Annotated in this window: 19 protein-coding genes; 13 read left to right on the forward strand and 6 right to left on the reverse strand. The window is 62.1% G+C overall.

All coding sequences use genetic code 11. The features are described 5' to 3' along the window. The first annotated feature begins 188 nt into the window (after nt 1–188). Genes ACR9Y2_RS18670 through ACR9Y2_RS18680 form a run of 3 tightly spaced genes read left to right on the forward strand, consistent with a single transcriptional unit; the run spans nt 189 to nt 2,132 of the window. Nucleotides 189–836 (forward strand): hypothetical protein, encoded by a 648-nt coding sequence (locus ACR9Y2_RS18670; protein ID WP_435043072.1) that lies wholly within the window; start codon nt 189–191, stop codon nt 834–836. A 16-nt stretch (nt 837–852) separates the two neighbouring features. Further along, entirely contained in the window at nt 853–1,242 is a 390-nt protein-coding gene (locus ACR9Y2_RS18675; protein WP_435043074.1) for a helix-turn-helix domain-containing protein, read from the forward strand. Beyond that, on the forward strand, nt 1,239–2,132 hold the full coding sequence (locus ACR9Y2_RS18680) for a DDE-type integrase/transposase/recombinase (protein ID WP_194451196.1): 894 nt from the start codon (nt 1,239–1,241) through the stop codon (nt 2,130–2,132). The genes ACR9Y2_RS18675 and ACR9Y2_RS18680 overlap by 4 nt, the downstream gene beginning before the upstream one ends. Before the next feature lie 343 nt (nt 2,133–2,475). On the opposite strand, the gene ACR9Y2_RS18685 is transcribed toward ACR9Y2_RS18680, so the two are convergent. Further along, nucleotides 2,476–3,390, reverse strand: a complete 915-nt coding sequence (locus tag ACR9Y2_RS18685) for a hypothetical protein (protein WP_435043077.1) — start codon at nt 3,388–3,390, stop codon at nt 2,476–2,478. Between the two features lie 247 nt (nt 3,391–3,637). Beyond that, nucleotides 3,638–5,059: a Gfo/Idh/MocA family protein gene (locus ACR9Y2_RS18690; RefSeq protein ID WP_435043078.1), complete on the reverse strand. Its 1,422-nt coding sequence runs from the start codon at nt 5,057–5,059 to the stop codon at nt 3,638–3,640. Nucleotides 5,060–6,162: 1,103 nt separating this feature from the next. Between ACR9Y2_RS18690 and ACR9Y2_RS18695 the strand changes: the two genes are divergently transcribed. Both ACR9Y2_RS18695 and ACR9Y2_RS18700 read left to right on the forward strand, forming a co-directional pair. Continuing rightward, nucleotides 6,163–7,212: a sugar phosphate isomerase/epimerase family protein gene (locus tag ACR9Y2_RS18695; protein ID WP_435043079.1), complete on the forward strand. Its 1,050-nt coding sequence runs from the start codon at nt 6,163–6,165 to the stop codon at nt 7,210–7,212. An 84-nt stretch (nt 7,213–7,296) separates the two neighbouring features. Then, nucleotides 7,297–7,761, forward strand: coding sequence for a DinB family protein (locus tag ACR9Y2_RS18700; RefSeq protein WP_435043081.1), 465 nt, complete (start codon nt 7,297–7,299; stop codon nt 7,759–7,761). Between the two features lie 36 nt (nt 7,762–7,797). On the opposite strand, the gene ACR9Y2_RS18705 is transcribed toward ACR9Y2_RS18700, so the two are convergent. Next, on the reverse strand, nt 7,798–8,427 hold the full coding sequence (locus ACR9Y2_RS18705; RefSeq protein WP_435043083.1) for an L-2-amino-thiazoline-4-carboxylic acid hydrolase: 630 nt from the start codon (nt 8,425–8,427) through the stop codon (nt 7,798–7,800). Between the two features lie 74 nt (nt 8,428–8,501). Next, nucleotides 8,502–9,401, reverse strand: a complete 900-nt coding sequence (locus ACR9Y2_RS18710) for a sugar phosphate isomerase/epimerase family protein (RefSeq protein ID WP_435043085.1) — start codon at nt 9,399–9,401, stop codon at nt 8,502–8,504. A 410-nt stretch (nt 9,402–9,811) separates the two neighbouring features. Here ACR9Y2_RS18710 and ACR9Y2_RS18715 point away from each other — a divergent pair, with 410 nt between their 5' ends. The 6 genes from ACR9Y2_RS18715 to ACR9Y2_RS18740 all read left to right on the forward strand — a co-directional run bounded on the left by ACR9Y2_RS18715 (nt 9,812) and on the right by ACR9Y2_RS18740 (nt 14,435). Continuing rightward, entirely contained in the window at nt 9,812–10,918 is a 1,107-nt protein-coding gene (locus ACR9Y2_RS18715) for an AAA family ATPase (protein ID WP_435043086.1), read from the forward strand. Next, nucleotides 10,911–11,462 (forward strand): hypothetical protein, encoded by a 552-nt coding sequence (locus tag ACR9Y2_RS18720; RefSeq protein ID WP_435043087.1) that lies wholly within the window; start codon nt 10,911–10,913, stop codon nt 11,460–11,462. The genes ACR9Y2_RS18715 and ACR9Y2_RS18720 overlap by 8 nt, the downstream gene beginning before the upstream one ends. Nucleotides 11,463–11,861: 399 nt before the next feature. After that, nucleotides 11,862–12,989: a pyridoxal phosphate-dependent decarboxylase family protein gene (locus ACR9Y2_RS18725; RefSeq protein WP_435043088.1), complete on the forward strand. Its 1,128-nt coding sequence runs from the start codon at nt 11,862–11,864 to the stop codon at nt 12,987–12,989. Nucleotides 12,990–13,009: 20 nt separating this feature from the next. After that, nucleotides 13,010–13,204 (forward strand): hypothetical protein, encoded by a 195-nt coding sequence (locus tag ACR9Y2_RS18730; protein ID WP_435043089.1) that lies wholly within the window; start codon nt 13,010–13,012, stop codon nt 13,202–13,204. A gap of 86 nt (nt 13,205–13,290) precedes the next feature. After that, nucleotides 13,291–13,839, forward strand: a complete 549-nt coding sequence (locus ACR9Y2_RS18735; protein ID WP_435043090.1) for an RNA polymerase sigma factor — start codon at nt 13,291–13,293, stop codon at nt 13,837–13,839. Continuing rightward, entirely contained in the window at nt 13,836–14,435 is a 600-nt protein-coding gene (locus ACR9Y2_RS18740) for a hypothetical protein (protein WP_435043091.1), read from the forward strand. Before ACR9Y2_RS18735 ends, ACR9Y2_RS18740 begins: the two co-directional genes overlap by 4 nt. Nucleotides 14,436–14,564: 129 nt before the next feature. Here the strand turns inward: ACR9Y2_RS18740 and ACR9Y2_RS18745 are convergent, their stop codons facing one another. Continuing rightward, entirely contained in the window at nt 14,565–14,990 is a 426-nt protein-coding gene (locus tag ACR9Y2_RS18745) for a hypothetical protein (protein WP_435043093.1), read from the reverse strand. 184 nt (nt 14,991–15,174) lie between these two features. Between ACR9Y2_RS18745 and ACR9Y2_RS18750 the strand changes: the two genes are divergently transcribed. Both ACR9Y2_RS18750 and ACR9Y2_RS18755 read left to right on the forward strand, forming a co-directional pair. Further along, nucleotides 15,175–16,731 (forward strand): sodium:solute symporter family transporter, encoded by a 1,557-nt coding sequence (locus ACR9Y2_RS18750; protein WP_435043095.1) that lies wholly within the window; start codon nt 15,175–15,177, stop codon nt 16,729–16,731. 152 nt (nt 16,732–16,883) lie between these two features. After that, on the forward strand, nt 16,884–17,363 hold the full coding sequence (locus ACR9Y2_RS18755) for a suppressor of fused domain protein (protein ID WP_435044883.1): 480 nt from the start codon (nt 16,884–16,886) through the stop codon (nt 17,361–17,363). Between the two features lie 154 nt (nt 17,364–17,517). Here ACR9Y2_RS18755 and ACR9Y2_RS18760 read toward each other — a convergent pair whose 3' ends face one another. After that, the gene (locus ACR9Y2_RS18760; RefSeq protein WP_435043097.1) at nt 17,518–19,047 is read right to left on the reverse strand and encodes a hypothetical protein; all 1,530 of its coding nucleotides are present in this window, start codon (nt 19,045–19,047) and stop codon (nt 17,518–17,520) included. Nucleotides 19,048–19,153 lie beyond the last annotated feature (106 nt).

Here is a 19,153-nt window from a genome sequence, read left to right on the forward strand (position 1 = left end):
GTGCGCAAAACGGACGTAGATTGGTGGCTGTATGGAAACGAAAGCCAGTTCTCCGTGTGCTGCCTCACTTACGGCATCCTGGCGTCAGGCGGCGCCCTCTCTCGCAAGCACAGCACCGTCCACAGGAGTGATACTGCCGCCATCGTCTCTCAGTCGGCCATTGTGGGCCGGTCGGTGGAACTGAAGAGATGCTGCCCCGAATAGCGGTGCTCGCCTTGGTTCTTCTGATCGGTGGCATTGCGTATGCCAAGGAGCCGAAGCTGTATAAGTTGCGATTTCGCGAAGGTGCGGAGAATTGTGCGGTGGTGCGAATTCCGGATTCGTGGCACTATCGCCCCGGGCGGTTGCCGGATGAACTGACGCCGGGCCGGTGGGAGTTGCGTAAGGACGCAACAGCGCCCTCGCCCGGCTACCTTCTTCGTTGGAATGGGGAGCCTGGGTATGTGCCGGACAACTACAGCGACAATATGTTTCGATTCGAGTGGACTAGCGACAAGCCTGTGTTCTTCCCCGTCGCGCCGGAGAGGTGGGCCGCGGCATCGAGAATGAAGATGTCATGGTCGGGTAACAAGGGCACCCACGTCATTGGTGGCGACGATCCTAAGATGACCGTAGAAGGGAGATCGTTCGAACGAACGGGCAAGCACTGGAATCAGAGCTATGGTGATGCAATCCTGACCTCCGACAAGAAGTGGCTTGTTTTGCAGAGTACTGACGGCAAAATCATAAACCGGACCATCTTCGGGGAAGGACCAGGGCTGCCTTTGGATGGGCCAATCCATGTCGACGTTTATTGGATGTCTCCCGCCCCGCGATTTTCTTGGACACTGATTTGAAGAAAGGAGAGTCAGCATGTCCAGCAACAAGCAATCGGTCCCGGGGGGCTCGGAGGGAGCCCGAAGGGCGACCTCCGAGGCCCCCGGGACCGGCCGCCGAGGCAAGGGCCGCTGGTCGGCCAAGCGCAAGATGGCGGTCGTTCTTGAGCTCCTCCGAGGCGAGGATCTGGAGAGCTTGAGCCGCAAATACGCGGTCACCGCCGCCACGCTGTCCGATTGGCGGGACGCGTTTCTCGCCAGCGGCGAGGCTGGCCTGAAGATCCGCGAAGACGATCTGGTCGATGAGCAGGGCCGGCGCATGAAGTCCGTCATCGCCGAACTCGCCATGACCGTCGAACTGCAACGCGAGCGCATCCAGCAACTGGAGAACGCCAACCCTTCTCTGAAGTGGAGGTCGAAGCGATGAGCCAAGCCCAGTCGCCCTCCACTGGCCGCAAGTACGGGCGGGCTCGTGTTCTGACCGTGTGGGGCCAGCCGCGCTCGACGTTCTATGCCAGGCAGCAGAGAGCACGCCAACCCGCGGCTTTGCAGCGGCGCGGTCCGAAGACGAAGTACACAGATGCCGAGTTGTTGGAGCAGATCCGCGCCGTCCTGGCGGCTTCGCCCTTCCATGGCGAGGGGCATCGCAAGATCTGGGCGAGACTGCGAGCCCAAGCGGTCCGCACCTCCAAGCCACGCGTCCTGCGCCTGACGCGAGAGAACGAACTGCTGGCGCCGCAACGGCAGCTCGTGCCGGTGGAGGAGAAGTTGCATGACGGTTCCATCGTGACCAGCCAGCCCAACCAGATGTGGGGCACCGATGCCACCGCTACCGTTACCCTCGCCGATGGCCAGGTCACTGTCTTCGCCGCCATCGACCACTGCACCGCCGAGTGCGTGGGCATTCACGCCGTCAAGCGCGCCACCCGCTTTGAGGCACTGGAACCATTGCGACAGGGCGTGCGTGAGCACTTCGGCGCCTTCGGCCCCAAAGCCGCCGCCGGCTTGCAGATCCGCCACGACCACGGCTCGCAATACATGAGCGACCACTTTCAAAACGAGCTCCGCTTTCTCGGCATGGATTCCTCGCCTGCCTTTGTCCGTGAACCCGAATGCAATGGCTGCATTGAGCGTTTCTTCCGCACTCTCAAAGAGCAGCTTCTCTGGGTGCGGCACTTCCAGGACCTCGAAGAATTGCAGGCCGCACTGCGCGAGTTCCGCGATCGCTACAACCGCGAGTGGCTGATCGAACGTCTCAGCTTTCAGTCTCCGCGACAGGCTCGCGAGCGCCTCCTTGCGCTCCAGCATGCCGCATGATTATGGTGAATTTACTGTCCAAGAAATCGCGCGCGCAACAACGTTTATTGGATGCAAACCGGCAAGCGGTATATCCGATTGGAAATAAATCAATCGGAGCGCCAGGACCTATCGTACTTTTTGAACAACACCCATATCTACGAAGATCGGTATTTATTTCTTCGCGTCGATCCGCGCGGAAAGCAAATGTACTACCTTGTCTGTAAACTGCCGGGTGAGCCGTAGCCTGGAAAGATCGTCGGGCCGTGTCGGATTCCATAGGCGGCCGGCGGCTGGGGACGTCTAAGGGCCGGAGATTGCACACTCAACGATGTCTGCGGGCCGGAGGCAACTCAAGTGGCATTTAGCAGATGCCAGTCGGTTCACGGCCTGCTATCGCGAGTTGAATCTTCGCTTTCAGTGCTTCAGGCCAGCACCCATCCAAAGCTGATTCCACTAAAGCCTGGTGATCGGCCTCAGCCCATGCGAAGTCTTTGGTGAACTGCTTGAATGCAAAAGTGAACGAGACCAGGCAGGGTGTCCGGCGGTTGAGTTCTTCCAGGCCCGTGAGTAAGATGCTGTTCAGCCATCCGAGCCCGGATCGGCCGACGCCACCTAGATCCTCGTAGCAATTTTGAGTCATCAACACTTCAAGATGGATGATTCGAGCCCTGAGGAGCGGTCGCAGATCTACCGTGCCTGGGAATAGAACCTCCTGGTTCTCCCGGCAGTAGAGAAAGATTAAGCCGTATTGGAGGATCTCCATGGCGGCAAAGAGTGGAGTTTGGTTGCCGCCACACCTTCTGCCTGGGCTGAGCGCCTTCAGCTCAATGAAGTCGTACTCGGTGTCGGAATGCCGGTACACGAGGTCGATGCTTCGTTTGGCCTCGTGTCCATCCGTCAGTCCCGATGAGACGGGAACCTGATTTACCCAGTCGCTGTCCATCAGGCGTGCAATCGCCCGCTCGATCCGAACTTCAAGACTGGCGTTGCCTGGGTCCAGCTTTAGGTTCTTTTTGAAGCGCCACATCTGGCCTCCCCGCACAGGCGTGCCGGCTTGGGTCAGGGCCGAGCGATTCTCGCTGATCCTCGTCAGAAGCCGGCGAACCAGTTCTGCCCCGTCAAGCTGAGGCTTCTCCCTGCACAGCTTTCGATAGGCACTCCTATTCGCGTACGAGAGGTTGATCTGGCTGAGGCCGAAGAAATCGTCAATTTCCCGATCGAGGGAAGTGACAATACCTTTGTTGTTCAGGCTGGTCAGTGGTATGGGCGTGTTCATTCCGGTGTGCCGTAGTGCAGCTTTTGATTGTCGAGCAGGTACGCGGCGCGTGCAGCCGTCCATCTTCTGGAAAAGGACTCACGGGAGAAGTACGCATTATCGCGCGTCCAGCGATGAACTCGCACCCGGGCCGAGGGGACACCTGCGGCCAAGGCCAGGCTTTCGACCCGCCATTTGGGCGCAAAGCGCCACGCGGCATTGATCCCGTTTCGAGAGCGCAATCTGGCGTGGCGCCCGAAAAACCCGCCTAGCTGAACTTCACCAGGTCCCAGGGCTTCCGGTATGGCCGGAACAGGTACTTCCCGGCTTCCGGGGCTCCCGGGAAACTGAACGTCTTGGCATCCCAGTTCAGCTTGCGCCCGGTCCAGTAGGCCACATTGCCCATGCAGGCGACGGCCGTGGCTCGCACGCCCACTTCGATGTTGGCCGCCGGCTCTTTCCTGGCGCGCACGCAGTCCACAAAGTTCTTGGTGTGGAGCGGGGTCGGCTCGTCTTCGTTCATCTTGAACTTCTCGATGCGCGGCTTCCATTCCGCTCCGCGGGCGAAGCGCTTGCCGGGTTCCGGCGGAACGGGCTCGGGGTAGAGTTCCATGCCCAGGCGGTCGACGAACAATGCCGCTTCCGTGCCGTAGAACGCCATGCCGTGCGGACGGTCCTCCGGGCCGCGCATGCCGTAATATTTCATCCCCGGCGTGCGGCCGCCCAGGCCATGCCCGTTGTAGTTGCAGCACTCGTAGGACAGGATGAACGACGGGTATTCATAGGTCGCCGTCTGCATGTCCAGGATGTCTCCGGCCAGCTTCTGGTTGAAACGCAGGGCGGAGGACACCACATTCTTTGGGGTATCGACGCCCATGATCTGATGGACGGAATCGAAGCGGTGATTGCCGTAGTCGCTGATGATGCCGTTCGTGTAATCCATGTACGACCGGTAGTTCAAGCGGTTCTGGTTGTAGGCGACCTTGGGGGCTGGTCCCAGCCACATATCCCAGTTGAGGTCAGAGGGCGGCTCGCTGTCGGGCACCGGGGGATTGCCCCAGAACGTGCTCATGTAGTTCCACACGCGGACGAAGTGGACCTCGCCGATCTTGCCGCTGGCGATGATCTTTGCGGCTTCGGCAATGTGGTCGGCCGAGCGGTGCTGGGTGCCGATCTGCACGATGCGTTTCGTGCGGCGCACCGTGTCGACCATCGTTTGGGCTTCGGCGAGACGGTACATGACTGGCTTCTCGAGGTAGACATCCTTGCCGGCCTCGCAGGCCAGCATCATCATCGGGGCATGCCATGGGTCGGGTGTGCCGATGATGACGGCGTCGATCTCCTTGTCGGCCAGCATGGCGCGGAAGTCACTGTATGTCTTTGCCTGCGGGGCCCACTGCCTGGCGCGGTCGACGCGGCTGCCGAAGACATCGCACAGGCCGGCGATGTCGACGTTGCGGGGTTCTTTCAGGCGCGGATCGAGATTTCCGTCGTGATAGTTGTCCGGGGCGACTGCCTGGATGTCGGCCGGCGTTCCGCGCATGAGGCGGGCATCGAATGTGCCGCGGCCTCCGCAGCCGATCAGTCCGACGCGGAGCCTGTCGTTGGCGCCCAGTACGGCTTGGCGGGATACGGCGGTCCAGGCCGCGGCGCCCGCACCCACCCGGTTCAGGAAGTCTCTTCTTTGCATGCGCGGAATCTCACTTTCTGTCTGGCTGCGCGGATTGATTCCGCCCAGAACCCACCCGGCGCCGGTGAGAGCAGTGAGGTCCCATTGAAGAAAAGAACAAACCACTCCAGCCGGCCGCGTGCCTGTCCATCCTGTTTCGCTTGCTGCGAGGTGGTCCCCTCTCCAGCAGGCACACTGATCGAGAGCACCATCCAACGCTGCCGGAATCGTATATTTACGGGGCAGGGAAGTCAACCTGCCGGGCTGGTGGGGTGTGGGCGTGATTAGGACTAAGGAGAAGATTGCGTTCGGATGGTGGGATTGAGATGCGGTGGATGATGTGGTTGGGCGGGCGGCGCGGTGGCGGATGGTGCGGGCGGCGCCCAATCCTGGATTCCGCGGTGGGGGGGTTAATGCTCGGTTGGAGGGGTTTGCGCTTTGGGTCGGGCGGCCGAACGGATTGGGGCGTTTCGGTGGCTATCCGCTCACTTACGTTCACGGCTCCGTTTGGCTTGATCTGGTTTGGAGGTTCGGGGGGGCTTGGGGACGCCGTTGAAGACGCGGCTTTGCCGGGTGCCCGCTTACTGCCGTGCGCGGTTCGCAGCGCGGTGGGGACCACTCCCTGACGGTCGTGGTTCGTTGCGGCTTGCTTCGCTTTGGCGGCCTGGGGGGGCATTGGGGACGCCTTTGAAGATGTTCATGCAGTGGGTCGGGCGGCCGAACGGAGTGGGGCGTTTCGGTGGCTATCCGCTCACTTACGTTCACGGCTCCGTTTGGCTTGATCTGGTTTGGCGGCCCGGCGGGTTATGGGGGCTCCGTTGAAGACGCGACTTTGCCGGGTGCCCGCTTACTGCCGTGCGCGGTTCGTAGCGCGGTGGGGACCACTCCCTGACGGTCGTGGTTCGTTGCGGCTTCCTTTGCTTTGGCGGTTTGGGGGGCCATGGGGGCTCAGTTGAGGGCTCGCCTGTCCGTGGCCCGCTCCTTGCCAGTCGCGGTTCGCCGGGGGACGCGTCCCTTACGGTCGGCGTTCGTTGGCTTTCTGCGGGTTGGGGGGCTAGGGGGGCTGCTCCAAAAATGAGATTGGGGACTACCCACCGGAAGCCGAAGTGTGATCTGCTGTCGTCATGACACGCAGAGATGTTCTGGCCCTGGCCGGTTCGCTTCCCGCCGTTCTCTCCTCCACTGCTGCGTCCGCGCAGCCTTCCACAGGCCGACGCATGGGCGGAACTCCTACTGCTTTCCTCGCCCACGTGCGTGCGGCTCGCGAAGGCGGGAGCCCGTTCGACATCGTGGAGCACTGTCACAGCATGGGCCTGGCCGGCGTGCAGACGAATCCGCCCTCCCTGGAACCCGAGGCGATCCGGAAGTTCCGCGACCGGCTCGAAGCCTACAAGATGCACCTGGTGACCGACCCGCGCCTGCCCAGGAACGCGGGTGAGATAGCGGCTTTCGAGGCACAGGTAAAGGCCCACAAAGAAGCCGGCGCTGTTGCCTTCCACGCGGCGCTGACGGGCCGCCGCTACGACGAATTTGCGGCATTCGAGCCCTGGAAGGAGATGTTCCTCGACCGGCAGAACCAGGTGCAGCTCGCCGAGCCTGTCCTGCGCAAGTACAAGGTTCCGCTCGGCCTGGAGAACCACAAAGGCTACCGTTCGGCTGAGCAGGCCGCCTGGCTGAAGCGGCTGGGCAGCGAGTGGGTGGGCGTGTGTCTCGATTTCGGAAACAACCTCTCGCTGTGTGAGGATCCCCTCGACACGGCCCGCACGCTGGCGCCCTACACCGTCTACGCCCACATCAAGGACATGGCGATGGAGGAATACGAGGACGGCTTCCTGCTGTCTGAAGTCCCCTTCGGCGAAGGCGTTGTCGATCTTCCGCAGATCATCGCGATGCTCCGCAAGAAGGATCCGAACATGATCTTCAACCTGGAGATGATCACGCGGGATCCGCTGAAGATCCCGGTATTCACTCCAAAGTATTGGGCGACCTTCGACGATGCCTATAGCCCGCTGCCGGGCCGTGACCTGGCCAAGATTCTGGATCTCGTTCACAAGCACAAGCCGAAGCAGCCGCTGCCGCGCACTGCCGGGCTGAGCGCTGCGCAGCAGCTCAAGCTCGAGGATGAACTCAACCAGAAGTGCGCCAGTTACGCGCACGAGCATCTGGGCCTGTAGCCCGGAACCGCGGACGCACTGCCCATCGGTTCGGAGGGACGCATGCGCGCCAGCTGTGTCCGGTCCGGATGTTAACCTACGCCCATGCACCGCGACGAACTTCTGGCCAGCCCGCTTGCCTTCATGCCTCCGGCCCGGCTACTGGACGGCCTCACTCCGGAGGAGGCCGCCCGGCCCATAACCGGAGTCAAGCACAGCATCGTGGAGATCCTGGCGCACATGGTGTACTGGCAGGCCTGGTTCCTGAGCCGCTGCACTGGCGTGGCCGCGCCGATGGCTGAGCATGCGGCGGAAGGCTGGCCTGCTGCCGCGGCCGGGGACTGGGCTCCGTTGCGCGAACAATTACTGGAGGGACTGCAGCGCGCGCTCGAACTGCCGGAGAACGGCCGGGTCGATCCGCCGATCGAGTTCCCACCGCTGGCCGAGTACACCATCGGCGACGCCATCACGCACATCGCGCAGCACAATGCCCACCACCTGGGGCAGATCGTTATCCTGCGGCAGATGCTGAACCTGTGGCCTCCGCCCGACGGCAGCTACACCTGGTAGGCCGACCCCTGGAGCGGCGGGACTGTGCCCCCTGTTTCACCGTTTCGGCGGCAGATGACGGAACCGGAAATCGCAACGCGACGCGCCCCGAGCCAAGGTGCCGCCCCGGACGAGCTCCAACCCGGCCAGGGCCGAGGTGAGCTCATCCACCTCGCAAAGCACCGTCACATATTGCCCTGCACCGTGTTTCCGGAACAGCTTCACGATTCCGCATTCCAGGATGTCGAAGCCGTAGCCCAGCCCGTGCGTCTCAGCGGGGCTGGTCACGACCTGCACGAGAAAGCCGTCCTCGTGACCCTTGCGGCCTGTCTTGGCTTGCATCACGCGAGCCATCAGGGCGACGACTGGGGTCCCCATCAGTTTTGCCGGGAGCTGCCTCAGCCACCGCTGCCACGAGTTCCTGGGCTGGACGAAGGCCCGTGTGACCGCGAGGCAGGTGTCGCGAATCGTTTCCGGGCTCTCGCCGTGCCGTTCCAGGATCAGAATCGTCGCCAGGAAGTAGGAGCAGAAGTCCAGCCGGCGGTCCATCGGGTTGGAGGACAACCGGGCGAAAGCGACATCGGGCGCAATGGCGCGGTACTGTTCGTCGATCTCCGCGCACAGCCTGCTGTGTGCGGCCGGGAAGCGCCGGCGGAGTTCCTCTTGAAAGTAGATGGCGTCTCGCATCGGGGATCCTGGTAGCAGCGCCGCCCAGGCATGACGGTTCCTGCCGCGACCCGGGCGCGGGCTCGCCGCAGGCGTTAAACCTGGGCGATCACTTTCAGTAGTCCGCCGAGGGAGATCTCGGTGGCGCGAGCCTTCCCTTCGGGCGTCCGCCAGTGGGTCTCCAGCGTGTAGGAGCCCTGATAGTGGTCCTTGCGCAGTGCACGGATCTGGCCGAGGTTGTCGAATTCGCCTGTACCCACGGCGGCCCACTCCACGGTCCCATCGGCTTTGTGGCGCCAGTCGCGCAGGTGCACATGGAAGATCCGCGCGGGATCCAGCTTCGGATATCCGTCCTTCAGCGGGGCCTCGCCGCACGACGCGGCGTTGTTCGGATCCCAGGCCAGGCCCAGGTTGTCGTTCGAGACGGCCTTGAGCAGTCGAGCCGAGTCGGCGCCTGTCTGGACGTACCCGCCCTTCAGGTTCTCGACGGCTAGCTTGAACCCGCGTTTCTTCGCGCGCGTGGCCGCCTCTTTCAAGAGTTCGTAGCTGCGCGGATAGGCCGTCGTATCCCCGGTGCTGCCGTCTTTGGGGACAAAGGCGAAGATTCGCAGGAGTTTCGTGCCGAGAATATCGGCGCGATCCATGGCGGCGTCCAGCAGCGCCCACTCTTTGTCGAGAGCCGCGCCTGTGGGAATATCGACCCGGAAAAATGCCGTGTCGACGATGGACGTGTGCACTTTGGCGGCGTCGAAGATTCCGCGGATCTCGCGCACTTTTTCCACGGGCTGCGATGTGTTGTACTTGCCCCACACGGACCGCACTTCGGCCCAATGGAGGTTGAACCGCGCCAGGAATTCCGCGGCGGTTTTCGGCTCCTCGTCGATTTCGTCGGTGGTGATGCCGAGCTTGATTTCGTCGAGGGGCAGGGCACGCAGGAGTCCGCCAAGGGCAGCGGTCAAGGCGGCGCGGCGGGTGAGTGGGAGCAGGCCAGTCATGCCAAACAGTATGTCACCGTCGCTTGCCTGATCTCCCCGGGGCCGCCGGGCAGATGAGATATAGTCTGGAAATCCGGGCTCGCAGCCCGGCCTGGGAAAAAGGGCAATGGCGATGCGTTCCACGAAGATCCGGCTCGGAATCGTGCCAATCTGGCTTCGCCGATGTCTTGACTTCCGCAGAAGCTTCATTTGAAGGGGCACTCCCCTCCTCCTGTCGCCATCGAGGCTGCTCTTCTAGAATGGCAACGTTAACTCCTGCGGGTATTGCTCGCCTTGGCAACGCGCCGGGGGACGGCTGAGAGGACGGGGTTCCGATCCACAGGGGCTTTGCCATCCGGGGGGACACCAGCACTGGTTCCGTGCCGCCCCTGCTAATCTCCCTCAGGGAACGAAGTGTAGAATTGGGTCAGATGCTGCGCAGACTGTATATCGACAACTTCCAGGCTTTTGTGAACTTCGAGCTTCGGTTCGATCGTAAGCAATTGATCCTTGGCCGGAATGGTTCCGGCAAGTCCTCAATGCTTGTTGCCCTTCTGAAGCTCCGACAGTTTGTCGCCAGAGGTGATCGAGCAGAGGATACGTTTTTTCCTCAGGAGCGGACACGATGGATGGATCATCCACGTCAGACGTGGGAGTTGGAACTTGAACTGGAAAGCGAAACCTATCTGTATCGGTTGGTGATTGAACACGTTGATGGCCAAACGAAGCCAGTGGTCATTGAGGAATCGATTCATTGTGGTGGCAAACCTGTCTTCGGGTTTAGCGCCGGCGTAGTTCAGCTATACAGTGATCGTTTCGAGCTTGACGTTTCCTATCCCTTTGATCCTCACCGTTCCGCACTGGCCACAATTCAACCGCGTGCAGACAAGCGGGTTCTGTCGCGGTTTTTGAACTGGCTTCCAAAACTCCTGTTCTTCCGCCTTAATCCGTTTAATATGGGATTGCGCGCCGAGGGCGAGGACCTCGCCCCTAATGTTGATCTGTCTAATTTTTCCGCCTGGTATCGCCATTTGGTTCAAACGTTTCCGCGAGAAAATGTTGAGTTTCTGAACAGTCTTCAGTCGTCTATCGACGATTTTGGCTACCTTCAGCTCGAATCGGCGGGTGAGAACCTCCGTATATTAACAGCCGAGTTTCATAGCCAAAACGGAAGAGACGTGAAGTATGGATTTCAGCAGTTGTCCGAGGGTCAGCGGTGTTTAATTTCTCTTTACGCCATACTTCATTTTGTACTGATCCGCGAATGCACGGTATTTATTGACGAGCCAGATAATTTTATTTCCTTACGGGAGATTCAACCCTGGCTGATGGCTGCGGATGATCTTATTGAAGAAGGCCGGGGCCAGCTGTTCCTGATTTCGCATCATCCAGAGTTGATCAATCAATGGGCGCCGCATTCCGGAATTCGATTTTTCCGGGAAAAAGGAGGGCCGGTTCGGTCCAAGCCTTTCATCGGCGATCGAAGTAGTCTACTTACACCATCGGAGATGATTTCAAGGGGATGGGAAGGTGAGTAGCCCTTCGCAGGTTATCGTTCTCGCGGAAGACGTTCGGCATCAGCAATTCGCACGTCGCTTCCTGTTTCGAATGGGATATAAGAACCATCATATCCGAAATAGAGATCTTCCCTCCGGACGAGGCAGTGGAGAACAATGGGTTCGAGAGCACTATGCCGAAGAGGTCGCCGCCTGCCGCCAGCGAAATACTCGCGCGAAGACTGCGCTCTTGATAGTGATTGATGCGGACACGCGAGATGTCCAGAATCGGATGACAGCCCTGTCAACAGCTTTGAACGCCGCCGGGCATGCGCCGCGTGAGAACGATGAGCCAATCGCACACTTTATACCGAAACGAAACATCGAGACGTGGATCCTTTGTCTTGCCGCCGGGGGCGTAGATGAAGCCCATGATTACAAAGCGAGGGCTATCACAAGCATAGAGATCCGTTCTGCCGCTGAGCAACTCTTCCTGCTGAGGGGCGGAACAAATGTGGGAGAGACCCCATTGATTCCTTCACTCGAAGTTGCAAGACGCGAGGCCAGAAGAATTCCCACGCTGTAATCTGATGGGCATAGTGAGGTTACGAGGTACTGCAAGGGGGGGCGTGAGGATGCAAGGAGTAGCAACTAGGTCCGCCTCCGAGTGCGCATGCCCGTCGAAGACGAAATTTGAGGAGCTGGGCAAAGCAGAAAGACTGTAACTGCGAGAGCTCCTTCTCATGTTTCTTGCGGTGAGGGGTGCCATTCTGCCCTGCACTCCAAGCGATTCTGAGCTTCGGATTGCTACTAGTGCCATCGCGAACCCCCTGCAATGCTCGTGGTGCCGCTTTCTTCCTCTCGGCGGGCGGGCACTCATGGCGCCGATCAGCTTGGCTTGATTCCCACGTCCGTCGGCAAATCCTCTAGGAATCCGAAGCATTCCGGACGAGATTGCGACTACAGCGCGCGCTAGCATCGAAGGATGCAAGCCCTGCTAACCAGGACCGCCGGGATCGCGGCCCGCTACCTGGAAACCCTCGAGGATCGCAGCGTAGCTCCCACGGCGGCGGCTCTCGAAGGGCTCAAGGAATTGGTGGAGCCCATGCCCGGCCAGCCCATGGAACCGGCGCAGGTTCTCGAAACGCTGGACCGCATCGGCTCCCCCGCGACGATGGGGATGGCTGGACGCCGCTTCTTCGGCTTCGTCATTGGAGGCTCACTGCCGGCGGCGCTGGCCGCGAATTGGCTGGCCGGCGCCTGTGACCAGTGTCCCGGCCTCTTTGTGGCCTCCCTCATCGCGACCGCGCTGGAGGAGGTGTGCCTCGCCTGGTTGCTCGACGTGCTGAAATTGCCAGCGCAGTCCGGCGGAGCCTTCGTCACCGGAGCCACTGTCGCTAATTTCACGGCCCTGGCGGCCGCGCGCCACAGCGTGCTTGCCCGCGCCGGCTGGGATGTCGAGGCCGACGGGCTCTTCGGTGCTCCACCGATCACCGTGGCCATTGGAGATGAGGCGCATCCTTCGCTGATCAAGGCCCTCGGTCTTCTCGGCCTGGGCCGTTCGCGTGTTGTCCGCGTGCCTGTGGACAGCCAGGGACGCCTGGTTGCCGCTCGCATCCCTGCGCTGCAGGGTCCGGCCATCGTCTGCATGCAGTCCGGGAACGTCAATACGGGGGCCTTCGACCCGGAGGGTGAGATCTGCGAGCGTGCCCATTCTCAGGGCGCGTGGGTCCATGTAGACGGAGCTTTCGGCCTGTGGGCGGCCGTGAGTCCGGCCCACGCCCACCTGACGGAAGGCGTCGCCGCCGCCGACTCCTGGGCCACGGACGCCCACAAATGGCTGAACGTCCCTTATGACAGCGGCCTGGCCTTCGTCCGTGACGCTGCCGCCCTGAAGAGCGCGATGTCCCTGACCGCCGCTTATCTACCGCAGGGCGAGCATCGTGAGCCCTCGCAGTACACGCCTGAGCTTTCCCGCCGTGCGCGCCGTGTGGAGATCTGGGCGGCGCTGAAATCGCTGGGGCGGGCAGGCCTGGCGGACCTGGTCGGCGCAACTGCCGCTTCGCCACTCGATTTGCCCAAGAACTGCGGCAAGGGGGCTGCGAGATCCTGAATGAAGTCGTTCTCAATCAGGTGTTGGTCGCCTTTGGAGACGCCGAGCGCACGCGCCGGGTGATTGAACGGGTTCAGGCGGATGGCACCTGCTGGTGTGGGCCCACGGAGTGGCAGGGCCGCACTGCCATGCGGATCAGCGTGTCGTCGTGGGCCACACGGGAAGAGGATGTCGACCGCAGCATCGCGGCCATTCTGCGAGTCGCGGCGCAGTAGAAAAAAGCCGCCCCGGTCATCGCGTGCATTTCCGATGTAAGCTTTTGGCGTCCACTGAGACTACCTGTTCGAACGCGATGAATAGCATGGCCCAGGCAGTCGGGACGGCGAGCATGGATGAGCTCCATAAAACGACCTTCCTGCGATTGATGGAAGACTACTCCGCGGCGCTGGCGCGTCTTGCGGGTGCTTACCTGCCTCATCCGGAGGACCGGGAGGACCTGTTGCAGGAGATTGCGACCGCCATCTGGACGGCGATTCCGCGGTTCAAAGGTGAGGCGAGCGAGCGTACCTGGCTGTACCGGATTGCGCACAACACCGCGATCACGGTGGCCGCCAAGGTTCGCCGTCGCGGCCAGGTCGAAACTGCTTTCGAGAGGGTCGGCGAGCCCGCTGGCGCCGGACCCGGAGGCGACGAGCGCCTGATCCGGCAGCAGCAGCAGGCCTGGCTCACCACGGCGATCCGCGAGTTGCCGCTGGTCGACCGGCAGGTCCTCATCCTGCACCTTGAGGGCCTTCGATACTCGGAGATCCATGAGGTAACCGGCCTCGGGGAAAGCGCGATCGGGGTGAGGTTGACGCGGATCCGGGAACGCCTGGGCTATGCGATGCGCCGAAAGGAGAACGAACTGTGAACGAGGAACATGACCTGCTGAAGGACCTCTGGAACAGCGCCGCTCCGGTTCCGAACAAGAAGGGAGACGAAATGCTGCACATAGCAATTGAACGAACCAGGGCTCTTGACCGGCAGATCGCCGCGCGCAACTCGCTTGAATGCGCGGCCGCGCTGTTGGTGACCGCATTCTTCGGGTGGGCCGCCCTGCGCGCTCCCAGCACGTTGGAACAACTGGGCCTGGCAATTGTTTCGCTGGGCGGGCTCTGGATCATTTACTACATCCTGCACCATGGCCGAGGGCCGAGCCAGGTGGACGCGGGGCTGGACCTGTCGGCGTATCGAAAGGTGCTGCTGGAGAACTATAGCCGCCAGATTCGGCTCCTCCAGAGTGTGCAGTTCTGGTACCTGGGGCCGCTCTACGCAGGGCTGCTGATTGCCAATGCCGGCACCGCGCTGCGCTTGACCAGGGAAGGCCGCAGCGTGCTGGGCCCCGTGCTCACCGTCGCATTGGTAACCCTCGTTTTTGCTGCGATTCTGTTGCTGAACCAGCGCGTCGGAGTCGGGCGGATGCGGAGTGTCAGGAAGGAACTGGTTCAGCTCTTCGGCGGGGAGTGAGTGGACACGCGCGCGGCACGCTAGGCCGATGTCCGCGGCCGGTCTGGCCATGGCGTGCAGGGATCAGCGAAAGGATTGCCTGGATCCCAGGGGGAGATTGCGATCTCCAGTCTTCCCCTCCACATGGTGTCAATCCTCATCGTCTTCCTCGTCTGCTTCCTCCTCATCTTCGTCGTCGTCAGCGTCAGTGTCGTCCGCTTCCTCGACTTCCAGATCCTCCTCGTCGTACTCCTCTTGCTCCTCCTCTGCTTCCTCTTCCGGATCGGCTTCCGGCGGTGGCAGAAACGTGGGCGCCCATTTTTCGTCCCACTCCTGCTGCGTGACGCCTCGGGCGGCCTCGGGAATTTTCGCTGCCGTGCCGGCGGCGGCGCCAATCGACAATGCCTCGGCGGCCTGCATCAACCGGTCGCGACGAGTCGCATCGGAACAGGCTCCGGCGGAGCTTTGGAGGATCTCGATGGCGGATGCGCGTCCGGTCGCGTCCAGGCCGTTCACCGCCGAATTGAAGGCAAACAGCAGTCCTTCCACGGATTCATCGGGCAGGCTCGTCATCATGTCGGCCAGATTTTGAAGGATCCCAGGGGTGTTCACAGAAGGTGGTTATAGCATGATTTCCGTGATCCTGACGAGGCCGGGAAGCCAACCGGCCGGCCCTACATCCCGGACGCCCGCGCGGCCGCTTGGCCGCATACAATTGTAGGGACCCAGAACTAAAAAGACGCAGAGGGGCGCTTCACTAGTGATTGGCATCATCGATACGGTAGTCATCGTTCTCAGCCTGGTCCTTGTTGTGGGCGCTGTCCTGCGGGCGGCCGGGAAGAAACAGACAGACGCCGAATACTTCCTCGCCGGGCGGGATCTCCGCTGGCCTTTCGTCGGCATGTCGCTGCTGGCCTCCAACATCTCGGCCGAGCATGTGGTGGGCCTGGCGGGCGATGGATATCGCGTCGGGCTGGTCACTGGCGGCTATGAGTGGATGGCGGCGTGGTGCCTGATCATCCTCGCTTCGCTGTTCACACCCCTGTATCTGCGGCGCAAAATCTACACCATCCCTGAGTTCCTGGAGCACCGCTTCGGTTGGGGCTTGCGCGCTTTCCTGTCCGGCAACCTGCTGCTGATGAACGTACTCACGAAGAACGCCATCGACCTGTGGGCCGGATCGCTCCTGCTGCACCTGCTGTTCGGCTGGAACCAGACCGCGGTGATGGTGGCGCTGTCGTTGCTGACGGCCCTCTACACGATGAAGGGCGGGTTGCGCGCCGTGGTCTATGCGGACATGGTGCAGGGGACATGGCTCATCCTCAGCGGCATTGTCCTGACGATCGTGGGGCTCGTTGCCGTGGGCGGCTGGAGCGGTCTCACGGCCCGCGTCGATCCGGCACTCATCCACATGGTGAAGCCGCTCGATTCCGAACTGCCCATTACCGGCTTCCTCATCGGGAACCTGTTCGGGGGGATGTTCTATTGGTGCATGGACCAGACCAACGTGCAGCGCGTTCTCGGAGCGCGTTCGGTAGATGACGGACAGAAAGGCGCCATCTTCGCCGGGTTTCTCAAACTGCTCATCCCGTTTATTCTGGTGCTGCCCGGTGTCATCGCGCACGTCCTCTATCCGAACCTGGCGCGGGCCGACATGGCTTATCCGCGCATGGTCAGCGACCTGCTGCCGATCGGCCTGCGCGGGGTGGTTCTGGCCGGGCTCATCGCGATCCTCATGTCTTCGATGAGCGCCTGCTACAACGCCAGCGCCACGCTGGTAGTGCGCGACTTCTTCATGCGCTGGAGGCCCGGGCTGAGCGACGAACAGCAGGTCGCGATCGGGAGAAAGATCACCATGCTGATGGCGGTCCTCGGCGTCCTGGCAGCGCCACTGGTGGGCCGTTCCGTCACCATCTGGAACTACCTCCAGATGCTTTCCGCCTACCTGGGCGTGCCGTTAGGGGCGGTGGTCTTTGTGGGCCTGCTCTGGAAACGCGGCAATACTGCCGGAGCGATTGCCGGCGGCACGACCGGCTTTGCGCTGGGCCTGTTCCTGATGATGGACCAGACTCTCGGTTGGGGCCTGGTGGCGCACCCTTACCTCACTTCATTCCTGCACCGGTCGATCCTGGTTTGGGTGCTCGCCGCGGTCACCATGGTGGTGGTCAGCCTCATGACTGCGCCGCCGGCCCAGGAGAAGGTGGAAGGCAATGTGTTTGGGTCCGCCCCGGCGCAGACAACGGCAGGGACGGGCTATCGCCTCTGGGCCGTGGCGCTCTTCATGTGCACACTGGTCCTGTGGTGGGCGTTCCGGTAGGCGTGAAAGGCCGCGCTTTCGGTGGAGTTCGAACTGGAATCGGCGTTCGGTGAGCTGGTAAATCCGGGGAATAAACGGCGCCTATTGCGCGAACGATATAATCCCTCGAGGAGAGAATATCGCCTGAAGAAAAATCGCCCGGAGGTTCCACCATTCGCCGATACTCCAGCGGTGAATGGGCTAACCCCCAGGCTGGCCAGCCTAGGGATTCCTCGCTTCAATTCGCGGCGGCCCGCGAGGACGCACCCCGCCGTGTCGAGTTAATCTTCTACTGCGCGGAGCCAAGTCAGGAGTACATCGATAAGTTGCGTTGGGTGGGCCGCTTCCTCCACGACCAGAAGACCTGGCTGAGCTATGGTCACACGATACCCAACGGCAACCCGCCGGCTCCGTTTTGGGGCAGCCAAGTCCTGGACACACTGCTGTTCATGCCTACGATCGTCCGTCGCGACCAGGCTCTTCCCGAGAAGTTGGTACTGTCCGGCGACCCCGTGCACTTCCTCTGGGTAGTCCCGCTCTCCACCCCCGAATGCAATCTGAAGCTGGAGCACGGTTTCGGCGCCATCCTCGATCTGTTCCAGGCGAACTGCCATCCCCACGTATTCAACCCCTCGCGCAAGAGCTACGTGTAGCGGGTAGCCTCACCAGGGAGTGGGCAGTGAGGTGGTTCCTGGTTGGTCGCTGCCCGATGGGGCGACCCTCCAGGCTCCAAGGGTGCGCCGGATGGCAACGGAAATCCCGGAATGTGACTAGTTCGGCGTCACCGGCCCGCGGCCATGCACTCGCTCACGCGCCCGCGATTTCGACCCAGTGAATCGTCACGGCCGCCTGCGCCTGCACGTCGATCACGACCCGGCCCGCCGCGCCGCCTGGTATTGTCCAAGTCACAAAACCGCGCTCCGGACCAGGCTTCAATCCCATCTCCACGCCCGCGGCGCTGCACTCCTGCCCGTTTGCCCGCACGGCGCCGAACCCGCCTCCTTCCAGTTCCATCCTCACCCGTGCCCGCCGCAACGCCGGACCGCAATGCACGCGGAACGCAGCCCACTGCCCGGCCGCCAGCTTCTGCGGCAGTTGCGTGCCCGAAGACTCGCCCGGGGCCGACGTATCCGCGTAGGTCACGACATGCCGCCGCGCCTTGCCCACCAGCGTCTGCAGCCGCCCGCATTCGCGCAGCAGGGCAGGGTAGTTCTCCGCGTCCGGCATCTGCGTCTGCGAATCCATGTAGTTGAACAGGTACACCCGGTCTGCCCCGCGTTCCAGTAGAGAGGCCGCGGCGCCCCGCACCGTCTCGATTGAATTCATCGGAATCGGCCGGTAGGCAGGATACGGGCGCAGCAGCAGTTCCAGCCCGGCGGCCAGGGTCACCCGATCTCCTGCCAGGCGCCGCCACAACTCCACCGGCATGTCCGGCTCCGCGCTCGCCCAGAACGGCGTGAAGACCAGCAGATCGATCAGCCCTTCGCGTGCCCACAGGGCCCCATCCAGCCCCAGGTCGATCGCAGTTTGCGGACGCGAGGGGACGCGCGCGCCTAGTCCGATCCTATGGCCCCTCCGCTTCGCCCAACTGTCCGCCAGCCGCCTCGTCTTTCGAACGAACTCCGTCAGCAGCCGGCCGCCCTCCGCCTCCCGACCCGGACTGAGATGGAAGCCGAACCGCATCCAGTCCAGTTCCAGGCCATCCACGTCGTACCGTTCCAGATACTCTTCCACCAGCCGGAAATGGTACGCCCGAACCTCCTCGTGCGCGAAGTCAAACGCCCTGTCTCGCCAATCTACCGCTCTCCAGGGGATGCGCCGGAACTGCGGATTCTGCCGCCAGAACGTGCTGTGCATGTAACTATCCGGGTCGTCGACGTTATGCAGGTCGTTCATCCGCATCGAGACCCAGGGCGACAGACCTCGCTTTCGCGCGCGTTCAATCCACACTGCATAGGGATCGATACCCTGCTTCGCCAGCGACCACGCCGAATGCACCCACTTCCGGGCATTCACCCGCGCCTCGGTCGTAGTGGACCGGAACAGCGGTTGATCGTCGGGGCCTTCCGGATCATAGCCCTTCCAGATCGGATCCCAGGCCTTGCTCGCAAAACTCGTTCGCTGTGAATTGCCGCTGAGCAGCAGTTCCCGGACCTGCGTCCCCGCATACTGATCCACGAACGCGGCCACCGACTTCTTCGTATGCGTCTGGCCAGCCCGTGTGAAGAACCAGTGGCTATTGTCCTCATTCAAGCACAAGCCCGTTTGCCGAGCCGCACCAAGCGGCTGGGCGCTCGCCACCGACCCCACGACCTGAACAAACTGCCGTCGATTCATACCGACCAGCTTAGTGGATAGGCCAGTGCCCTCAGGATCACCGCCGCCATGGAGCGGATAGCTCGCTGCAGGGCTTCAGCGGACGCGAGAGAGGAGAGGCTGCGGC

It is taken from the genome of Paludibaculum fermentans, assembly GCF_051172195.1.
Classification (GTDB): Bacteria; Acidobacteriota; Terriglobia; order Bryobacterales; family Bryobacteraceae; genus Paludibaculum; species Paludibaculum fermentans_A.

Excerpts from the sequence above, each read along its gene's own strand:
- ACR9Y2_RS18670 (WP_435043072.1), top strand. The coding sequence starts at position 189 with ATGCTGCCCCGAATAGCGGTGCTCGCCTTGGTTCTTCTGATCGGTGGC.
- ACR9Y2_RS18675 (WP_435043074.1), top strand. The coding sequence starts at position 853 with ATGTCCAGCAACAAGCAATCGGTCCCGGGGGGCTCGGAGGGAGCCCGA.
- ACR9Y2_RS18680 (WP_194451196.1), top strand. The coding sequence starts at position 1,239 with ATGAGCCAAGCCCAGTCGCCCTCCACTGGCCGCAAGTACGGGCGGGCT.
- ACR9Y2_RS18685 (WP_435043077.1), bottom strand. The coding sequence starts at position 3,390 with ATGAACACGCCCATACCACTGACCAGCCTGAACAACAAAGGTATTGTC.
- ACR9Y2_RS18690 (WP_435043078.1), bottom strand. The coding sequence starts at position 5,059 with ATGCAAAGAAGAGACTTCCTGAACCGGGTGGGTGCGGGCGCCGCGGCC.
- ACR9Y2_RS18695 (WP_435043079.1), top strand. The coding sequence starts at position 6,163 with ATGACACGCAGAGATGTTCTGGCCCTGGCCGGTTCGCTTCCCGCCGTT.
- ACR9Y2_RS18700 (WP_435043081.1), top strand. The coding sequence starts at position 7,297 with ATGCACCGCGACGAACTTCTGGCCAGCCCGCTTGCCTTCATGCCTCCG.
- ACR9Y2_RS18705 (WP_435043083.1), bottom strand. The coding sequence starts at position 8,427 with ATGCGAGACGCCATCTACTTTCAAGAGGAACTCCGCCGGCGCTTCCCG.
- ACR9Y2_RS18710 (WP_435043085.1), bottom strand. The coding sequence starts at position 9,401 with ATGACTGGCCTGCTCCCACTCACCCGCCGCGCCGCCTTGACCGCTGCC.
- ACR9Y2_RS18715 (WP_435043086.1), top strand. The coding sequence starts at position 9,812 with ATGCTGCGCAGACTGTATATCGACAACTTCCAGGCTTTTGTGAACTTC.
- ACR9Y2_RS18725 (WP_435043088.1), top strand. The coding sequence starts at position 11,862 with ATGCAAGCCCTGCTAACCAGGACCGCCGGGATCGCGGCCCGCTACCTG.
- ACR9Y2_RS18735 (WP_435043090.1), top strand. The coding sequence starts at position 13,291 with ATGGCCCAGGCAGTCGGGACGGCGAGCATGGATGAGCTCCATAAAACG.
- ACR9Y2_RS18745 (WP_435043093.1), bottom strand. The coding sequence starts at position 14,990 with ATGATGACGAGCCTGCCCGATGAATCCGTGGAAGGACTGCTGTTTGCC.
- ACR9Y2_RS18760 (WP_435043097.1), bottom strand. The coding sequence starts at position 19,047 with ATGAATCGACGGCAGTTTGTTCAGGTCGTGGGGTCGGTGGCGAGCGCC.